This is a genomic window from Microbacterium sp. NC79 (assembly GCF_019061125.1).
GTDB lineage: Bacteria > Actinomycetota > Actinomycetes > Actinomycetales > Microbacteriaceae > Microbacterium.
Window position 1 is genome coordinate 486,868 of sequence record NZ_JAHQYI010000001.1, and the last position, 17,962, is coordinate 504,829.

At 60.7% G+C, this 17,962-nt stretch carries 11 protein-coding genes; 5 read left to right on the forward strand and 6 right to left on the reverse strand.

Annotated elements, in window-relative coordinates; genetic code table 11:
• Nucleotides 1–20: 20 nt before the first annotated feature.
• Together KTJ77_RS02105 and KTJ77_RS02110 are read left to right on the forward strand one after the other, a co-directional pair.
• Nucleotides 21–1,055: a GSCFA domain-containing protein gene (locus KTJ77_RS02105; RefSeq protein ID WP_217336863.1), complete on the forward strand. Its 1,035-nt coding sequence runs from the start codon at nucleotides 21–23 to the stop codon at nucleotides 1,053–1,055.
• A complete protein-coding gene (locus KTJ77_RS02110; protein WP_217336864.1) occupies nucleotides 1,045–1,812 on the forward strand; it encodes a hypothetical protein in 768 nt (255 codons plus the stop codon). The genes KTJ77_RS02105 and KTJ77_RS02110 overlap by 11 nt, the downstream gene beginning before the upstream one ends.
• A gap of 284 nt (nucleotides 1,813–2,096) precedes the next feature.
• Here KTJ77_RS02110 and KTJ77_RS02115 read toward each other — a convergent pair whose 3' ends face one another.
• The 4 genes from KTJ77_RS02115 to KTJ77_RS02130 form a co-directional block, all read right to left on the reverse strand.
• On the reverse strand, nucleotides 2,097–4,922 hold the full coding sequence (locus KTJ77_RS02115) for a glycosyltransferase family 2 protein (RefSeq protein ID WP_217336865.1): 2,826 nt from the start codon (nucleotides 4,920–4,922) through the stop codon (nucleotides 2,097–2,099).
• The gene (locus KTJ77_RS02120) at nucleotides 4,919–5,956 is read right to left on the reverse strand and encodes a glycosyltransferase (RefSeq protein ID WP_217336866.1); all 1,038 of its coding nucleotides are present in this window, start codon (nucleotides 5,954–5,956) and stop codon (nucleotides 4,919–4,921) included. The genes KTJ77_RS02115 and KTJ77_RS02120 overlap by 4 nt, the downstream gene beginning before the upstream one ends.
• A 50-nt stretch (nucleotides 5,957–6,006) precedes the next feature.
• Nucleotides 6,007–7,596, reverse strand: a complete 1,590-nt coding sequence (locus KTJ77_RS02125) for a polysaccharide pyruvyl transferase family protein (protein WP_302180709.1) — start codon at nucleotides 7,594–7,596, stop codon at nucleotides 6,007–6,009.
• Nucleotides 7,597–7,867: 271 nt separating this feature from the next.
• Complete coding sequence (locus KTJ77_RS02130) at nucleotides 7,868–11,239, reverse strand: glycosyltransferase (RefSeq protein WP_217336868.1); 3,372 nt, start codon at nucleotides 11,237–11,239, stop codon at nucleotides 7,868–7,870.
• Nucleotides 11,240–11,367: 128 nt separating this feature from the next.
• Between KTJ77_RS02130 and KTJ77_RS02135 the strand changes: the two genes are divergently transcribed.
• Both KTJ77_RS02135 and KTJ77_RS02140 read left to right on the forward strand, forming a co-directional pair.
• Entirely contained in the window at nucleotides 11,368–12,438 is a 1,071-nt protein-coding gene (locus KTJ77_RS02135; RefSeq protein ID WP_217336869.1) for a hypothetical protein, read from the forward strand.
• Nucleotides 12,435–13,490, forward strand: coding sequence for a glycosyltransferase (locus KTJ77_RS02140; RefSeq protein ID WP_217336870.1), 1,056 nt, complete (start codon nucleotides 12,435–12,437; stop codon nucleotides 13,488–13,490). The genes KTJ77_RS02135 and KTJ77_RS02140 overlap by 4 nt, the downstream gene beginning before the upstream one ends.
• On the opposite strand, the gene KTJ77_RS02145 is transcribed toward KTJ77_RS02140, so the two are convergent.
• Both KTJ77_RS02145 and KTJ77_RS02150 read right to left on the reverse strand, forming a co-directional pair.
• A complete protein-coding gene (locus KTJ77_RS02145; protein WP_217336871.1) occupies nucleotides 13,485–14,453 on the reverse strand; it encodes a glycosyltransferase family 1 protein in 969 nt (322 codons plus the stop codon). The genes KTJ77_RS02140 and KTJ77_RS02145 overlap by 6 nt on opposite strands.
• A complete protein-coding gene (locus KTJ77_RS02150; protein WP_217336872.1) occupies nucleotides 14,450–15,553 on the reverse strand; it encodes a glycosyltransferase in 1,104 nt (367 codons plus the stop codon). The genes KTJ77_RS02145 and KTJ77_RS02150 overlap by 4 nt, the downstream gene beginning before the upstream one ends.
• 418 nt (nucleotides 15,554–15,971) lie before the next feature.
• On the opposite strand from KTJ77_RS02150, the gene KTJ77_RS02155 reads away from it, so the two are divergent.
• On the forward strand, nucleotides 15,972–17,882 hold the full coding sequence (locus tag KTJ77_RS02155; protein ID WP_217336873.1) for a DUF4012 domain-containing protein: 1,911 nt from the start codon (nucleotides 15,972–15,974) through the stop codon (nucleotides 17,880–17,882).
• The last annotated feature ends 80 nt before the right edge of the window (nucleotides 17,883–17,962 follow it).

A 17,962-nucleotide genomic window follows, 5' to 3' on the forward strand; every position in this document is an offset into this window, starting at 1 on the left:
CCTCGATCGCGGGGCGTGATGTGTCCGACCTGCAAGGGATGTACACAAAGAAGTTCGACATCGCTCCCGAGACTTTGGTCGCAACCGCGGGCAGTTGCTTTGCGCAACATATATCGCGTTACATGCGGGCTTCCGGCTACAACGTCCTCGATGCAGAGCCAGGTCCCGAGAATCTCGGGACAGAACTACTCAATGAGTACGGATACGGCGTCTACTCCGCGCGATACGGGAACATCTATTACGTCAGGCAGCTCTTGCAGTTAGCGCGTGAGGCACTTGAGGGCTGGGAGCCGGCGGAGGTCACGTGGCAACGCGGCGACCGATGGTTCGACGCGTTACGGCCTTCCGTGGAGCCGCAAGGATTGGAAAGCCCACATCACGTCGAACGTCAGCGTGCGGAGCATCTTCTCGCGGTGAAAAGCATGCTGATGAATGCGGATGTTTTGGTGTTTACCATGGGTTTGACCGAAGCGTGGGAGCACACCGAAAGCGGTACAGTGTTTCCGACCGCGCCCGGCACTATTGCAGGCGACTATGACCCAGAGATGTATCGTTTTCATAATTTTGAGGTGTCAGAGGTCGTAGCCGACTTCGAGGAATTCCGCACGCTCGTGCATGGTGTGAATCCAGCACTGAAATTTCTACTAACAGTCTCGCCGGTGCCGCTGGCGGCTACCGCAACAGACGCGAACGTCCTTGTCGCGACCGCGCACTCGAAGGCAGTGTTACGAGCAGCCGCGGGAGCGCTGTACTACAAGTTCGATGATGTCGACTATTTCCCGTCTTACGAGATCGTGACTTCTCATGCTCCCGGGAATGAGCCGTTCGACAGTACCGGTCGCAACGTCCGATCGGAGACTGTTGAGATGGTGATGTCTTACTTCTTCTCGCAGCATCTTCCTAGCGGCGCTTACGTTTCCTCCGGCCAACATGCCCCAGCACCTGGGGCAGAGGCGAATGGAGGCTTGGACGTGAAGTCAACAAGCTACGAAGCGACTGAGGAACGGGTGTTCTGCGAGGAAGCTATCTTGGAGGCGTTCGCAAGTGAAGATTAACTTTCTCGGCAACTCACACCTAGGAACGATTGCTCCGGCATTGACAAAAGCGGGCGGCGCTCGGGAGATTTCTCACTTTATCTCGCGTACCTATGGAACAGTCGATGCAACCGTGGTGGGGCCTCAAGGGGATGCAACAATTCCATGGATTAAGCTGACGGAATCTACGCACTATGGACATACGATAGACCTCGGTGCCGCAGACGTGGCAGTAGCGGTCGGGTTCAACTTTTCGCTCGTGCAGATCGTCAAGCTCTGGGAAAGTTTTCAACCTGTCGATGCCATCGGTGATTATGGGGTTCCATCGCTTGGCGAACACATATGGGACAAGTACGTAGACGCTGCTCTCGACGCTACGTTCATGATGCGGACTCTGAAGATGCTGAAAGAGGTCGGTAGTCCGCACCTAGTCGTAATACCTCAGCCGGCACCCGCAGAATGGGTATCGACCAGGGACGGTGATAGGTTCGCGATTTACCGCGACCTAGTCAGGAACGGAGACTGGGATCGAGTCCGTGGGATGTTTGATCGCCAAGTTCGTCGACTTGAAGCTGATGATGTTCGAGTCTTCGAGCAGCCCTCAGACACGCTTACGGAGCACGGCTTTACAAAAGATGCGCTCGCGATGGGGAACCCCGCTGAAACGGCGGAGGACTCGTTCTACGCGCGTGGAGACTTCTATCACATGAACAGGACTTTCGCCGGTCACGTGGCTCCAGCATTCTACGAGTGGCTTGACGAAGCCATTCCGTCCTAGCGGAGGGGTAGCTCCTCTTTGCAGGGTGAAATTCCTGCAAAAAGGGGCGCCAAACAGGTATCCGCTGATGCCATAAACGCCCTCACGGTGCCACGATTTAGGGTCCTCCATCCGCGCCCACATCTCTGATGCGCGCGGCCCAAATACAACATACCGCGAGGGCTCTTCTTAGTTCTCAGGGGTCACCCGTTGCCAAGCGCGACAGAAACTGCACCGAATGGACGATGTGCACGTGACCGTACGTCCCGCGGGGGAGTACGGTCACGTGAATTAGCTATGGCGTTCTACTTGCGTGGCGTTATTCTGAGCAACTTGTAGGCTTTTTGGCGCGCGCGAATCGGCAGCGGTTCGCGGACTCGGATGAGTGAGTGGTTCTTTCCGGCGTGTGCAGTAACTACACGCCGGAAGACGGAGAGGCCAAACCGTTCTTCGTTACCGTCGATGCGTAGATGAGAGCGACGCATGCCGTAGGCATCTTCATACTCTAGTTCGATGGCCCAGACCCCTGTGCTGGGGAAAGCAGCCACACTCAATTCCGCTGACCAACGCCCGTCCACCCGCGTTGCGTGGCCCACAGGAATACGCGCGCGGTCATTGCTGCGATGGCGTCGTGCCATGATCCGGACGCCGCCTTCCGGCGATAGCCCCGGAGCGGGGCCAACAAGCTTTGCTGGCGCGCCCTGGTGAAGTCTTGCGTTGATGGAGGTTTTTTCGGGGGAGAATGCAGCGAGGACAACGGCGAGGTCGCCCGCGAGGATCGCGTGCCCTAGGCGCTCTTCCCAACTGTGAGGTACGAAGACCAGGGGCATGACTGGGTCGAGAAGACGGCGACGGATAATTGGCAGCGCACTTGCAAAGACTTCGTTCCGCCACGCGGCATCGCTGATGAACCTACGCCCTAGATACTTGAGCACAAGGGTATTAGCAGCAGCAGGGGGGAGGAGCGCGGACTCTTCGGCTGAGCGAATCGCGTGGATCAGAGATTCGGGGGGCATGGAGTGTGCGGATTTCTCCGCATGAGCCATGGTTCGCGCTTCGGAGAACTTTCCCTCAGCGGCTAGAGCCCATACGGCTTGATGTTCGGGCTTTATCTGCGAAAATTCGGCGTGTGGCGCCTGCGAAAGCAACGCCTTGATTTGCTCAGAAACCCTCGAGTCTTCCGCACGATCTCCCGTCCGCCGGTCTAGATACTTGAGAATGTTCTTCCAAGAATCCTGAGTGAATACCATTGACCAGTATTCGCGCTCGACTGAACGGAATCCAGACTGCTGCACCAGTGAAGCGCAGGTTGATTCTTCGAGAAAGTAGCTGACGGTGTAATCGACGGATCCTGCGGCGGAGGTCATGGAACCGGACCCGGGACGATCACGGTAAATGTATGTCTGCACCGGTGTGACGGCTACTGTCGTCGCGCTAAGCAGGACGCTCATCATTGCGACGATGTCATTTGAGCGTGGCACTCCAGGAAATGGGAAGGCGGTCCCTAGCCAGTGCTCTCTCCGGATCAAACGATTCCACACGGCTCGGTGCCGCGCTAACTGAGGATGAGTTTGGATCGAAACATTTTCGAGTGGTAAAGCATACGCATGGTTGAACCCGGTGCTTGCATCCCAAGTCGAGATTGCAAAGAACTTCAGGTAGCTACCGTTGACTATGTCGGCATTCGAGCGCCTCGCAATCGACAACATGCGGTAGTAGGCGCGAGGGGGGATGAGGTCATCGCCATCGGCAAACGCAAGATACTCGCCACGAGCAAGCTCAATTCCAGCGTCACGTGCCTGGCCGCCGCCAGCACCCGGCGATCGAATGAGACGGACCCTGCTGTCTTCCGCTGTATGCGCAACAACGCGTTCCCAAGTTCCGTCGGTTGAACCGTCGTCAACTACGATCACCTCAAGGCTTACGCCAACGGACGCCCGGATGCTCTCAAGAAGTTCATCGATGTATGCTTCGACATTGAAAGTCGGGATGACAATCGAAATATCGATCGTGCTCGTGTCGTGTTGAGTGCGGGGGGCAATTGCAGGGTGCGAAACGAACCGGTCAATAAATGCAGCGCGTGGTGTCTCGTTTTCCCGAAGTCCTAGCGATGACCAAGCAGGCGCTTGGAGCCGCGACATATCAAAGTCTGGAACGTCGGACGGGCGCATTCGCCTGGGTTGCTCGAGCGGGGTGTCTACGAGCGACGAATATCCCAATGCAATGAGAGCGAGCTGCCACCTTGGTCGGACAGGGACGTTGGCCAATGCGGTGCTTGAGAGATCCGCTACTAGGTCGCGAATGAAATTAGCGGCATCGTGCCGGTCGGCTTGGGACGCAAGTAGTTGCAGTGCTTTGCCGCACAGGACGTGTCGTTCGATAATTTGGCGCGCAAATGCCTCGCGTACTTCACGGGATGTGTTTGATAGCGCTTCCCAAATTTTTAGCTGATCAGCAACCCAATCCTTCGACATCGGAACAGTGGTGCTTTCAGAGATTCGCACATTGCAAAACACGATTGAACGAGGGAGGACGTCGATTGACTTTGCCGACGCGTAAAGGCGCGCGACGAGTAGCTCCTCATGCCATGGCTCTTCTTCCTCGACGAGAGAGCGGAGCAATTTCAGATCTACAACTTTTGTGCACAACAGATCATCCGTTATGAGCGCCGGACGATCCTGCAGTGAGATACCTTGCGCCGCGGTGTCAAGCGCGTTCTCTGCGACTCGCGTCACACGAGTCCGCGCACGTGCGATGGACTCAGCGACTCCCACGCCCATCTGTGATTCAGTCGATTGCACCGAGCCCATCAGGGCGGCGTAGCCCCCCGCCGCGGCGAGGCCATTTGAATCAGCCACAGTGACCCATCGGGCTTTGCTAGCGTCGAGGCCTGCCGCTAGTGCGAAATTTCGACCCCGTTCGCTGTCCACGCCAATCGCGCGTACCCTGCTATCTTCAGTAGCCGCGGTATGAACGACATTCGCTATATCCGGGCGTCGGTCCTGATCGAGGACGAGGACGACTTCAAACGCCAGATCACGTTCGCGTCGCATCGACCACAGTAGATCACTTACTTCGTTCGCTGACTGCGGGAGGATAACGATCACGCTGAGGCTCGGGACCGCGTTCATAGCGCCTTTCGGGAGTTCGTGGAGGTAGAGGCGAGGTCCTCGATCAGCGACACATACGCCCAAGTCATGTGCAGGGTCGAATAACGTGCCGCAAACTTGCGTGCAGAGTCACGAACTTGCGTACTTTGTGAGAGTGCCCGATTGATCGCGGTCGCAAGCGCCATAACCTGGTCGGTACCGGTTTCGTAAAAGCTGACCCATGGCTGCGCGCCATATTCCGCTACCAAATGGGCTTCAGCAGGCAGAATGCACGGTCTACCGAAGGTAGCTGAGAGTAAGACGCTACCCGAGTTCAGCACGCGTTCGTATGGGAAAACCATGACATCGCACGCGGCGAACCAGGTCGCAATGTCGGAGTCGCTGACAAAGGCATGGTGCCGAACTGTTTGCACGCCTTTTGGCAACATCTGTTCGATCACCGGAATATCCTCTGGGGGAGTTTTGCCAGCGAGTACGAGAACGAGCTCATCCACTCGCAACGCTGCTTCCTCGACAGCTTTCAAGAGGACTGGGACGCCTTTGTACCCGCGAATCTGCCCCACAAAGCCGACCACTGATGCGGATTCTGGAATCCCCAGAATGGCGCGTGCTACATCTTGAGATGGCGGTTCGGCGTAGATGCCTGCATAGCTCGCGTGCGCCAAGGTCACAAGCTTGTCGGGAGGTAAATCGTAATACTCAGACACAGCCTGGCGAGTACTGGCATTCAACTGAATGATGCGATCCGCGCGAGCGGCGAGGAGTTTGGCCAGTTCAATCTCGAGCGTCGTGTGCGGCGTGTTGTGGGCGAGGGTGTTGTGAACGGTCCACAGTATTCGTACTCCCGCATCGCGAAACTGCGTAAGTAGTCGTTCGAACCGTTGGAGCGACAGCCGTGCCTGGTGGTGGGCCCAGGCTGGGTTGAGAATCGGGCTTGTCCAATGAATATGAAATATGTCCCCATCACCCAAACCCGGCAAGGCTTGTTCGAGTGCGTCAAAGTTCTTTGAGCCTTCGACACGCCACCCTTCGGCACGTGCTCCGATGTAGAGCATGTTTAGGTAAGGATTTTGTTCCCATGCGGGGAAGACATGTATTTTTCCAGTCACGTGATTTCAGCCCCGTCCTGTGATTGGAATGCAGGAGCGATGTCTTGCTCCCTCCATAGTGGTGCGGAAGATACTCGTGGATACCGGCTGAGTGCGGTCTGAGTCACGGGTAAGTCACACACCTGGATATCGTTTGCGTATCCGTCGTCATCGCTAGCACGGATCACGATCGATTCAATCACCGCACCGTCAGCAACGTCGAATGCCAAACTGAGGTCGATGGACCACTGACGTCGGTACATCTCGAAGACGGGCAAGGCTATTTCTTGCTGCTGGCCCGAGGAATCCTGGACCACGACGGTAACTGTGGCGAGATTGTTCGACAATGTCCCTGGACGAATCGCCAACGCCATAATGCGGCGCCCCGCAACTGATCTTGCAGCCCGTACGACTGCGTGGGCGCCCTCACGGCCTAGCCAAAGCGTACGCAATAGGTGTGACGGGTCACCTCCATCGAGAGCTGCGAGTAGCATCCCATCGATGTCACTCATGTTGGAAGATGTTGTTCCGGCAGCCAGCGCAAGGCGATGGGCATGGGCCTCTGCAAAGCGTTCTTCGTATGCGGCGCGGCGGGCAGCTTCCGAATCGGAATCGATGGCATCGAGTAGTGCCGTTCCAGCGATGATGAGCTCGGCGAAATCCACATCGATGAAATTCCGGATGGCTGCCGCTTCATCGATGCGGCGATTGGTCAACGCGTCACGCCACGCGTGGATTATGGACTCGCGCTCGGCGAATACGTCCGCAGCAGGGGCGTGCACGTTTTCGTCCCAAAGATCGTGCGGGAAGCTTGCCAACAGCTTCTCAAGGTCAAGGTCCGCTGGCGCATGGCCGCCGAGCTCGATAGCCGTTGCGAGGTCGGCGGCAATGCGCTCAAGCGGTCGGCCGCTGCCCGATAGGTAATCACGGTACTTGAACACGCCTTCAGAGGGTGACGCCACGAAGCGTGCAGGAATTCCGAGGGCATCGGCTATCACGATTGCGTGTAGCGAGGAACCGACTACGAATCCGCTCTCGGCGATGGCTCTCAGCACCGTGGTGATGGGTCCTCGCGGGTCGAGAACGTTGTACTTGTTCGCGATAGCGGCCGCGGACATCGCTTCAAAATCATTGAGATTTGGAACGACCAGCAATCCACCATCACCACGACGGTTCCAGCCTTTCAGTTCGGGCATGAACCTCGGAAGCAGTAGCGCAGGATCTCCAAAAACGGCGGGCGCAATCCCTCCGTACGCGGTGACTGCGCGTGCGGAGTAGGGTCCGCGCACGGCGCGAATATCCATGGTGCCCAATTGACGGGGGAGCATCGTGGCAAGTTTGAAATTTACGCCGGTTCCCCAAATGACAGACTTCGGCGGTGCAAGGTGTAATACAGACCCGATTGTAAGCAACACGGGTGCAGGCTCCGACGAGGAATGGTGTGCTCGCGCACTGGTGGGGCCCAGAACTCGCTCGGCTAATAATGGTCCCAAGAGGTCACCGAAGTTGTTCACCAGGCGCGATCCGGACTCGTCAGCGGGCCGAAGCGGATTCCAAGTGAGGAGATCCACTCCGCCTAGCCTTGTCAGTAACGTTTCGCGAGTCATCGCTAGCGATCTTACCTGTACGGAGCGTTCCGTTCCCGCAGGTGCTGACTATCTCCGTCTCGTCGGGACGCGTGCTGGGCCTTCACCAGGCGTGCACGCTGGGGAATCGACATTTGGCGGTGCTCGATGGCTGAAATGGGGCGTGGAATAGGGACTCTCTCCAGAATTGCGACATCGTCTTCCGGTGACGCATTTCACTCGCGACTGTTATTCGTTGACCGAGTGCCCGGATGAACGCAATCGGCGATCATCTGCGAATAGGGCCGGCCCCTTAGCCCGCCGATAGGTGTGCTGGGTCATCAGGGGCAGGATCCGCTGCGAGCAACATCGCGTGAACCCTGACAGCGTCACCGGACGGGTCGAGACCATGGATCTCATCGGCTTCTGCGTCCGACAGAAGCTCGAATTGTTTGCGCGCACCCTCGTAGACGCGCGAAACAATGTCCAGCACCTGTTCTTCAACCGGTGCTTCGATCGAGTGTTTGCGCAATTCGCGACTCATGGCGAGGTACGAGAGGAAGTAGCCTCGCGCAGAGCGCGCAGGAGTTAAGGTCGTGATCGTCGAGCCGGGGCGCATCCGTCGTGCGTAGACGCTCTGACTCGTGTGAGCAGCACGGCGGGCATTGAGGAGGAGAGCAAACGTGTATGGGTTGTCTTGGTGAACGATGCTTGGGATGAAACGCGGTCCAGCCTGACGTGCGAAAGCGGTCCGCGTCATGTACATCCCGACGTGGGGCCGGTAATCATTGTTGCGACGCATATCCGACATAAGCTGGGCACCACTTCGTGTGTCGCTGTATGACTTTTTGCGCTGGTAGTAGGTCGAGTATCGGTTCCACGTCGAGTCCTCAATGTCGCCGTCCTTGAAAGGAACCGCGTCGAACAGGTACATGTCAAGTGCGTTCTCATCGGCGTGGCGCACGAAGTCGTGTAGCGCATCCTTCGCCCAGTAATCGTCGCTGTCAAGATAGATGATGTACCGACCGGTGGCTGCCTGTAGGCCCAGATTGCGGGCAACAGACTGGCCGCTGTTCTCTTGACACAAGACCGTCACGCGCGAATCCTGTTGTGCAAGATTGTTAAGAATCTGGCGCGATTCGTCGGTGGACCCATCGTCGATACAGATGACTTCAAGATTGACCCGGGTCTGGGCGAGCGCGCTTGTGACGCATACCTCAAGCCATGGCGCGGCGTTGAAAACTGGCACGACAAAACTGACATCAGGTGTATGCGACTTCTCAGGCCGTGGCGCAGAGGGCTCGCTAAAAGATTGGGCAACGCCAGGTTCCGGGAGGCGTTTTGTGCGGTGCAGCAGGCCGCGTAGTTTGCGCGGTACCGAGGTGACAGCTCGACCGATGCGGAAGGACGGCCCACTCTTGATCGATTTGAGCTCACCGATCGCGCGGTCACGCTCACGTCTGATTGACGCCGCGCTTTCCTTGCGATGGTTCCGCTCGGAATCGCCAACGTTCAGTTCGCCGTATCGAACGAGCCACTGTGTGAGAATACGGGCGTCTCTTAACGTCGGTTCAGGGGAACACCTCGGGGAGAGCTCGTCGTTGATGAGCTGAGAGAGGATCTCTTCTATGTCCAACGAGGACAACTTCTCGGCGAATCCGACGCCTTCGCGTGACAGCCTTTCGTAGCGGTCCGCGTCGCGAACTAGGCTGACCACGGCCTCGGCAAGGTTGTGCGGTTCGCCAGGGGGCGTGGTAACGATGCCTGGGTTGTCGCGCACGGTAGTGAGCCAGGGCAAGTCATACATGACAACCGGAATCCCCAGTAGCTGCGCTTCAATAATCGTGAGTTGATAGCCCTCAATTGCGCTCGCTGAGATCATGAGGTGCGTGTGTGACAGCACGTCAAGTAGGTCCTCGGGCGGAAGACCTGGCTTAAGTTCGATGAAGTCAGACACTCCTCGTTTGGCCGCACCTTTGTGCACGTCCTTGGCGGACAACGTTTTTGTTTCTGGGCCGATAAGGGTCATCCGAAAATCGAGGCCAAGGCGCTTCAGATGTGCAGCCGTCTCGATGAGGTGCATCACTTGTTTGGTGGCATGATCCAATCGCCCCCACCAAGCGATCTCAATGGGTTGGTCTGGAGCCGTGCGTGCGCCCCCACGGTCGAGGGCCAACAGGCTCAACTGGGATGGCGGGTTTGGAATGTAGTAGACGTGCTCGACGCCTTGTAACTTCCAGAATGCGACATCGGTCGGCGACAAAGTCGCGACCTTCAACAAGATATTCAGGTGCGTTGTGAGGAAAGTGATGCGTTGGTTGCCGTCAAAGAGGGGTCGTAGCGCGAAATTATGGACCCAACCAATGGTCGGAACGCCACTATCGAGAGCCGTGAGCGCGAACCATGGCCAGTTGTCGTTGTAGAGAAGGTGGTGATCGATGATCACATCGATCTCGTATTGCTGGCAGATCTCTACCCAGCGGTCTAGCCGCTCCAGGCGGTGGCCGGCGACGACGACGATATCAACGCCAAAAGGCAACTCGACTTCGTTCTCGACACGACCAGCCACCGCGATCGTGACGCGGTGCCCCGTGTTGACCAGAGCCTGGGCATGGTGTTGGAGCACAGACTGTAATCCACCGATACCGAGGTATGCCGTGTACAGCAACACGTTTCGTACGGGCTCCGTTGGTTGCACTGGCCTGGTGGCATGTGCAGACAAGGAATCAAGGGCGGAGGGCACGAAGGCCGCAGCCGCTCGCGTGACTTGCAGGTCGCCAACCTTGTCTTTCAACAATCTCAAGCAGGTCGACTGGAGATCTCCAGTCGTGTCGCGAATGCAATATTTGAGCACATTGCCGATGATGTGGAGACGCGCCGACTCATAGGTCCGCAGGAGCGCTTCTGGGTGAGTGAACCGTCCACTAATCGCACTCACTTCATCCGCGATCGCGGTGATTGGATCTATTCCACTAAGTAGGAAGTTGAAGTGGTCGACACCGTTGATGGTATGGCCACTTGTGCCACGTTGAAAGTTGTATCGGTATAGGCGGTCCGGTAGCGAAACATACTTGGTGGCGTGGGCCAGAGCGAGCAGCGTGATCGGCAGGTCGTTGGCGCGATAGTAGGTGGCGTCGCGAGTAAATCCTTCGTATGCGGCACGAAGCAGGTCCGTGGCAAAGAGATACCTCCACAGGTGGCCATTGGCCTCCTCTCCGACAGGAAACAACGACGTCACGATGTCGGTGGAATGGAGCTCTTTGTGGCGTGGTTGCAGCGCAGCTTCGAATCTGCGCGGCGTCTTCGAGTTCGCGGTGACGATCTCTACGCCGAAGCCAACGACATCCGCCTTTGCAGAGCGTGCCTTCGCCACGGTCGCCTTTACGGCGTTTGGAGCAAGCGCATCATCGCCGTCCAGGAAGAGTACATAGTCACCCGCGGCTGCGCCAATGCCGGCGCGGCGCGCTTGGAACGCGGAGGCATTCGTTGGTTGCTGAATCAGACGGATACGCGAATCGCGTGAAGCGTACTCTTCGACGATCGCAGCGGTGGTGTCCGTCGACGCATCATCAATACACAGCACCTCGAAGTCGCCCGAGGTTTGCTTGAGGCAACTGTCGAGCGCCGCCGCGACCCATTCTTCGTCGTTGAAGAGCGGAACGATGATAGAGACTGCGGGTTTCATACCAGGCCTTAGATCAAGTGCGTCGACCGTGGGAGGAAAACAACGCGATCGATGGAACTCATTAAGTCTACTGAGAGCAGTCCGACGCAACCTCGTACTGAGCAATCGGCGTATTAGCCTTGTTCGCGATGACTTCTTCACGCCCCCGCGCTACCCGCACGTTTGTGTCTCTCACCGGACCGGCTGGCAATATTGGCGATGCACTCATCCGCCGCGGCACGCTCGAGTGGGCGCAGGGCACGTCTGACGAACTCATCGCCTACGTGGGTGAAGCGCCAGACGTGTGGCTGAAGCAACTGGGTGTGCCCGACGGAACCAGGGTGTTGCGTGGCAAGAAGAGCGTTGCGAAGTGGCTGTGGCTGCTGGCGACGTCACGCCACCGTCCGGTTCTCGTGCTGGAAGCGGGGGAGGTGCCCCTCCACAAGGGAAACGGACTGCGCGAAATTGTCTTTCTCGCCGAAACGATCATCGTGCGGCTCAAGCGCGGCGTTGTCGTGCGCCCCCCACGCGGAATCCGCGGCGCCACCCAACCCTCACTGTGGTTCCACTCTCTCGCAGCCAGAGCATCACAGATCGCCCTGTGGCGTGATGCGGCGAGTGCACGGCTGGCCGGCGCAACCACGGTGGTACCCGACATCGGATTCGCCGATGTGCGCGGCGGACAGCCGTGGGGTGAACGCCACGAACTGCTCGTAAGCCTGCGCGGTGCGCGACCTATGCCGAACGCGGCATGGATTGATGCGGTCAAGACTTCTGCCCAAGAGCAGGGGCTTGCGATTCGCACCGTCGTGCAGGTGCGCGAAGACGAAGAACGCTCACGCGAACTCGCCGATGCCCTCGGCGGCACGTTCGAGCCGTGGGAGGCTGACGCGGTCACGCAAGAAGCCACACTGTGCGAACGGTACGACGGCGCGAAGCTCGTCATCAGCGACCGCATGCACGTGCTCGTGCTCGCAGCCCTCGGCGGGGCTGTTCCGGTTGAGCTCGTGCCCGAACCCACCGCGAAGATCACCGAAGCATTCGCCGCTGTCGGGCTGCAGGGCATCAGCGCCGACGCGACCACCGCTGACATGCCGGCGTTTCTCGCCGCACAGATCGAGCGGGCTGACGAAGTGCGCGAGCGCATGACAGCCGCCGCGGCGCAGCTCGTCGAGATTGAAGCGGCGATGCGCGAGACGATCCGCAAGGCACGCGCATGACCGTGCCCCGCATTCTCTTTCTCTCCCACAGCCACGCGTTCGGGCCGTTCCGGGTGGGCAGCCACCACTACGCCCGCGCGCTCGCGGCAGACGGCGCCGACGTCGTGCACCTCTCCACCCCGATCTCCTTCGCACACCGCGCTACCGGCCGCATTTCTCGCGAGACGCTCGCCGCGGTTCCGCGCGGGCCGCACGTGGACGGCGGCGTCACCCACGTGGTTCCGCGCACCCTCCTGCCCGTGCCCTACGCGCGCTTCAACGTGCGCCGCGAACTCGCACGCCACGGGCTGCCGACGCAGTATGACGCGATCGTGCTCGACCAGCCGCTGCTGTGGAGCGACGCCCTGCGCGACATGACCACGCGCCTCATCTATCGCCCCACCGACCTGTACCCCGACGGCGTCAAGCACACGCTGCAACAGCGCATTCTGGCCGCAGCCGACGGCGTGATCGCCACGTCGTCTGAAGTGCTGCACGAGTTGGGCGCGCTCACCGTGCCGTCGCTCGTGATCGTTAACGGTGTGGATGCCGCACGCTTCACCACGACCGACACCGCCGAGCGCGCGGCCGTGGCCGCGTACGTCGGCGCGCTCGACGCGCGCTTTGACTGGGCGCAGCTTGCGGCGTGGGCTGCGGCGCACCCAGACGTGCGGTTCGCTGTTGCAGGGCCCCATGGTTCCGCCCCCGACAACCTGCCGTCGAACATTGACCTGCTCGGAGCCGTCGCCTACGACGATCTGCCCACGCTCCTGCACGGCGCGCGCCTCGGCCTGTTGCCGCTGTCAGACGACCCGCTCAACGCGGGCCGCAGCCCCATGAAGCTGTATGAATACCTCGCCGCCGGTCTCGCCGTCGTCACGCGCGAGACCCCGGTGCTGCAGGCCGACCCCGCCGTCGGGCTGTACACCTATACCCATGCGGCGGACGCCGATGCGGCGTTCACTCGGGCGCTCGCGCATGTGTCGCCGAACCAGGCTGGCGTCGCCCGCGCGGCGGGGGAGTCATGGGAGGCCAAGGCTCGCACCCTGCGGGAGTTCGTGCTCGGGCTATGAGCCGAGGGCGCGCTCCAACTCGTCAGAGATGATGCTGGCGGTGCGGTTCCAGTCGTAGAGACCCGCGGGCAGTGTCACCCGGCGGCGGGCGCTCGCGGCGGTCGCGAACACCTCAGCCCACGCGGGCGCATCGGTCGCGTCGTCGAGTGCCCAACCCTTGTCGCCCACGATTTCGGCGACGGACTCGCAGCCGCGCCAGTGAATCACCGGAACCCCACACGCAATCGACTCGAGCGCCGGCAGCCCGAAGCCCTCGTCGGTTGACGGCATGACGGTGGCCACCGCGCCGCGATACAGCGCCGCGAGCTGCTCGTCGTCGACTCCCGAGATCCACTCGACGCGGTTCGTGACACCAGCTTCGGCAGCGAGGGCGTCGGCGAGCGGAACCTCGGGGCTGGGAATAACGGCGCGCAGGTGCACGCCGGGGGTGAGGGCAAGTGCCCGCACGACCACGCCCAGGTTTTTGTGGTGCCGGGTGTTGCCGACATACATGAGGTAGGGGTCTGGGGCTTCGGCTTGCGAGCCTTCGGGGGTGAACGCCGCGGAGCACCCATTGCCGGCGTTGACGACGCGCACGTTGTCGTCACGCACCCACGCGCGAATGTCGCGCGCCGACGTCTCCGACACCGTCAGCACGACACCAGCCTTGCGCACCACGCGTCGCACCGGGCCGCCGTAGTACGCGATGAATTTCGCACGCCCGGGCCACGGCGACCGCAACTGAATGAGGTCGTGCACCGTGATGATCTGCTTCGGCGCCCGCACGAGCGCGCCATAACCGGGGGAGTACACGAGGTCGTGGGCGCCCACCTGCGGCAGCGAGCGGAACGCGTCGGTCGGCGCATACGGGCTGCCGTCGAGTTCGAGCGGCGTAGCCTCCGGGTGCAAGCGCTCGAGCACTTCGCGGGCGTACCGGCCGATGCCGTGCTCGCCGCGGTAGCGGTCGTCAACGAACAGGGTCATGCGGTGCCACCGGTCTCGTGCGCGACCCACTCGGTGATGCGCTTCGTGAAGACACTCGTGTCAAACTCTTTCGCGCGGTCGATGGCAGCCTGCGGAGCCGTGCCAATCGCACGGGGCACCGCCTCTGCCAGCTCGGCGTGGTTCCACTCGTGCACCAGTGCCCCAGTCACGCCATCAACAACCGTTTCGGCGGTTCCGCCGACGGCACTTGCGACCACCGGGGTTCCGGTCGCCATCGCCTCGACCGGCATGATGCCGAAGTCTTCAATCGCCGGAAAGACGAGCGCCAGCGCGCGGACGTACAGGTCAGCCAGCACCGCGGTCGACGGATTGTGCACGAACGTGACGTGCGCCTTCTTCTCGGCGGCGAGGGCGCGCAGGCGCTCTTCGTCGGGTCCGCCACCGGCGAGCACGACGGGCAGACCCGCGGCGACGCCCGCGTCGATCGCGCGGTCGAGACGCTTATACGGAACAAAGCGTGAGACGCCGAGGAGAAACTGCTCGGGGAGCTTCGGGAGCTGGGCGCGCTCCTCACGGGTGAGGGGGCGCGGCATCGTGAACGCCGAGACGTTGACGGGAGGGTAGATGACCTGCGCTTCGCGCTCCCACGTGTTGGCGATGCGCTCGGCGATGAACTTGCTGTTCGCGGCGATCGCGTGGGGCTCGGCGGCGCGCTTGCGGTCGAGGGGCTTCAGCATGCTCGACACGGCGCGGGCCGCGAGGCCGGATCCGCGGCCGTCGAGCTCGGGGGTCCAGATGTAGCGCGCTGGGGTGTGCGCGTAAACGAGCTTCGGAACCTCGCGTGCGGGGCCAGCGAAGCGCGCCTGATGCGCGAACAGGTGGCTGCTGACGAGAACCCAGTCGGCGTCGCGGGCCGGCAGGTGGCGCCACGCGAACGGCATGAACGGCAGGGCGAGGGCCTTACTCTTACGCAGTGGGGCGCGGGCCAGCATCGTCTCTTCGACGCCCGTGAAGCGGCCATCGCTGTCATTCCACAGGCAAAAGCGCTCGGCGTCGGGGAAGGCGTCGGAGAGAACCTCAAACACGTTCTCAGAACCGCCGTGCCGGGCAAGCCACTCGTGCACCAGAATGCCTGCCACGTTTGCCCTCCGCGCTCGCGGCGGTCACCCGCACGACGCTTGGCGCGTTCAGCCGGACCGCGGCTTCAACGATGCTAGCAGGGCAGGCACTCGGCGTTTAGGCGGGCTTCACTCAGATGCGCCCCATGCGCGCCCGGTAAGATCGCTCTGACCCGAGGAGTTTCTCATTAGCGATCAAACCCCCCGCAGCCGCCGCGAAGCACGGGAGCAAGCTCAGCAGGCAGCATCCGACAACACCACCCCTGATGCTGGGCCGACGTTTGACGACCCCGTCTCTCGTGCTGTTTCTGATGGTTCCGCTTCTGGTGCTGCTTCTGATGGTTCCGCTGGTTCCGCTTCTGGGGCCGCTGGCGAAGCCGCGGGGGCGGCGGAACCACGGGTCTCGTCGCAGGATCAGTTGCGTGCCGCTTACGACGCCATGATGCAACGTGACGGTCAGCCGTTGCCGGCTGCGAAGGAAGAAGACGACATGACGAAGCCGCTCACGATTGCCGACGAGCCCGCGAAGCAGCCCACGGTGAAGAAGCGTCGCCGTCACCGCGTGTGGCCGTGGCTGGTGTTTGTTCCGCTGCTGCTGATTCTCGCCGCTGCCGGATGGGTCGCCTACACGCTCTACGGGCAGGCGATGCAGGTGCGCGACGACCTCACCGACATGAAGAAAGAGCTCGTCTCGGTCGTCGACCAGGTGAAGGACGGCGACACCGAGGCCGTTGCGGCCTCTGCCGAGAAGATCAAGACGCTCTCTGCCAGCGCCAACAAGACGGTCGATACGCCGCTCTGGGATCTCGCCGCCAAGGTTCCGTTCGTCGGCGCCAACATCGAAGCGGTCGCCGAAACCACGAAGGCCACCGACATTATCGTCAGCGAGGCGCTGCCGTCGGTGCTCGAGCTGCTCAAGACTTTTGACCTCTCCGGAATTTCAGTTGCGGGCGGTATTGATCTGCAACCGTTCCGCGAAGTGATGCCGCTGCTGCCCGCGCTGTCGGAGACGTTCGTCAAGGCGCAGGGGCACCTCGACAAGATCGACCGCGACGCGATTCTGCCGTTCGTTGAAGACAACATCGGCCAGGTCGTTGACATGGTTGCTGAGGCAACGCCGCTCATCGAGGTGGGCAACAAGTACCTGCCGACCATTCTTCCGATGCTTGGCGACGGTGGCACGCGTAACTACGCGGTGATGTTCCAGAACAACGCCGAGATTCGCTCGACCGGTGGTAACCCCGGCAACGCGGCCATTCTGTCGATCACCGACGGCAAGGTCACGATGCGTGAAGACTGGGCGGTCGTGTCGTTTGCGGCGCTCGGCTACGGTGGCACGGGTCTGCCGTACATCGAGCCGGCGGAGAAGGCGGCGCTGTTCGAGAATGACACGACGCAGTACGTGCAGAATTACTCGCGCTTCCCCGAGTTTGCCGACACGTCGTCCTACATTCAGCAGCTCTGGACTAAGGCGACCGACGAAACTCTCGACGGTGTGATCTCGCTTGACCCGGTCATGCTCTCTTACATGCTGGCTGTTGCCGGCCCTGTGGATGTTCCGGGTTATGACCGTCAGGTCACGGGCGACAACGCCGTGCAGACGCTGATGAGCGACGCCTACGAAGACTTCGGCACGGGTGCCGAGGCTCAGCTGTTCTTCGACGCTGCCGCTGGGGCGATCTTCGCGAAGGTTATGTCGGGTGACTGGGAGCCGATGGCGATGTTCGATGCCTTCGACCGTGGCAATGCCGAGCAGCGCGTCTACATGTCGTTCGTCAACCCGAACGAGCAGGCGATGTCTGCTGAGTTCGGCACCGACGGCCGCATCTACACCGACACCGCGACCACTGCGCAGGTGGGCATCTATCTCAACGATGCCGCGTACTCGAAGCTCGAGTACTACCTGTCGACGTCGATGGACGTGGCGTGTGACCCGAACGCTCGCACCGTGACAACGTCGATCACGATGACGAACAACATTCCGCACGGAAACTTCTCGAACTACACGCTGGGTGCCCGCAACGGAAACTTCGGTGTGCCGCGCACCACGATGATGCTTGACGTGCTGTCGTTTGCGCTGCCTGGCGGCGAGCTCGTCGCGACCAGCCCGGAGTACAGCGACTACTCGAGCATGGATCGTTCGGGCAATTACAACGGCCTGGATGCCCGGAACATTTTCACGACGATTGCGATGGGGGAGAGCGAGACGGTGTCGTTTACCTCCAGCGTGCCCGAGGGCGTCAACGTGCCGCTTTCGGTGCGATACAGCCCGACCACGACGCAGACCCCCGTAACCATTCAGGAGTCGTGCGTTGTCATGTTCCCCGGAACCGAGGTTCCGGCGCCGTAGTTCTGCAATTGGGTATTTACCCCGGGGCGTAACTCGGGTAAGAATGCTTGTGAAGACGCCCGCACTGCGCGGCGTAGGTA

Coding starts and splice junctions, on each gene's coding strand:
- KTJ77_RS02115 (WP_217336865.1), bottom strand. CDS start 4,922: ATGAACGCGGTCCCGAGCCTCAGCGTGATCGTTATCCTCCCGCAGTCA.
- KTJ77_RS02120 (WP_217336866.1), bottom strand. CDS start 5,956: ATGCTCTACATCGGAGCACGTGCCGAAGGGTGGCGTGTCGAAGGCTCA.
- KTJ77_RS02125 (WP_302180709.1), bottom strand. CDS start 7,596: ATGACTCGCGAAACGTTACTGACAAGGCTAGGCGGAGTGGATCTCCTC.
- KTJ77_RS02130 (WP_217336868.1), bottom strand. CDS start 11,239: ATGAAACCCGCAGTCTCTATCATCGTTCCGCTCTTCAACGACGAAGAA.
- KTJ77_RS02135 (WP_217336869.1), top strand. CDS start 11,368: ATGACTTCTTCACGCCCCCGCGCTACCCGCACGTTTGTGTCTCTCACC.
- KTJ77_RS02140 (WP_217336870.1), top strand. CDS start 12,435: ATGACCGTGCCCCGCATTCTCTTTCTCTCCCACAGCCACGCGTTCGGG.
- KTJ77_RS02145 (WP_217336871.1), bottom strand. CDS start 14,453: ATGACCCTGTTCGTTGACGACCGCTACCGCGGCGAGCACGGCATCGGC.
- KTJ77_RS02155 (WP_217336873.1), top strand. CDS start 15,972: ATGATGCAACGTGACGGTCAGCCGTTGCCGGCTGCGAAGGAAGAAGAC.